Raw genomic sequence first — 790 nt, 5'->3', positions numbered from 1 at the left:
GGTGAATGATTCGTCCGGGAATTTATGAGCATTACAAAGGCCAACGCTACGAAGTCATTGGTTTGGCTCGACACTCAGAAACAGAAGAAGAGCTTGTTGTATACCGAGCTTTATATGGGGAGCATGGATTATGGGTGCGACCTTATGCAATGTTTGCTGAGGATGTCGAGTTAGACGGAGTGCGTCGACCTCGCTTTCAATACCTTACTCAAAAGTAATTGTAATCTGCTCATAAAAGTCTGAATACTTAAGCCTTTACTTGTGCTTACGCGTTGTTCTTATAGTATTTTCTGCTATACCTAAGGTTATTTCCTGAATTTTATTTTTGACTCCGCGAGGAGTAGTTAGGGTGGCTTTAATGGTTTTTTTGCGTCTGCGAAAAGTGCGTCAATACGTAGCAGTGGCGTTTTCCAGTCTCTTAATTCTTTCTTCGGGGTATGCGTTTGCTGACTCAAACGTGCAACCGGATGTTCGATTAATTATCGATATATCTGGCAGTATGAAGAAAAATGATCCGAAAAATCTTCGTGTTCCTGCCGTCAACTTGCTAACTGAATTGGTTCCTGAGGGGAGTCAGGTAGGTGTTTGGACCTTTGGTCAGTGGGTCAACAATCTCGTGAAATACCAGGCTGTGGATGCTGATTGGCGTGCCATGGCAAAAACGAAAGCTAATGAAATCAACTCTGTTGCACTGCATACAAATATAGGAAAAGCGCTTGAGACCGCATCAGCGGATCTGGAGGCAGATAGCAGCAATACTCACTTTATTCTTCTGACCGATGGTATGGTC

The 790-nt window shown here is 43.4% G+C and carries 2 protein-coding genes; both read left to right on the top strand.

The window, feature by feature from the left end; translation table 11 throughout:
- Positions 1-5 precede the first annotated feature (5 nt).
- A complete protein-coding gene (locus A3738_RS06785) occupies positions 6-218 on the top strand; it encodes a DUF1653 domain-containing protein (RefSeq protein ID WP_068473223.1) in 213 nt (70 codons plus the stop codon).
- 140 nt (positions 219-358) lie between these two features.
- A partial coding sequence (locus A3738_RS06780; RefSeq protein ID WP_156504023.1) for a vWA domain-containing protein occupies positions 359-790 on the top strand: 432 nt, incomplete at its 3' end.

The organism is Oleiphilus sp. HI0066, from assembly GCF_001635725.1.
The sequence above is the reverse complement of the archived record's forward strand: the minus strand, read 5'-3'. Positions and strand labels throughout refer to the sequence as shown.

Bases quoted from the DNA above. Each gene is read 5' to 3' on its own strand.
- A3738_RS06785 (WP_068473223.1), top strand. From the start codon at position 6: ATGATTCGTCCGGGAATTTATGAGCATTACAAAGGCCAACGCTACGAA.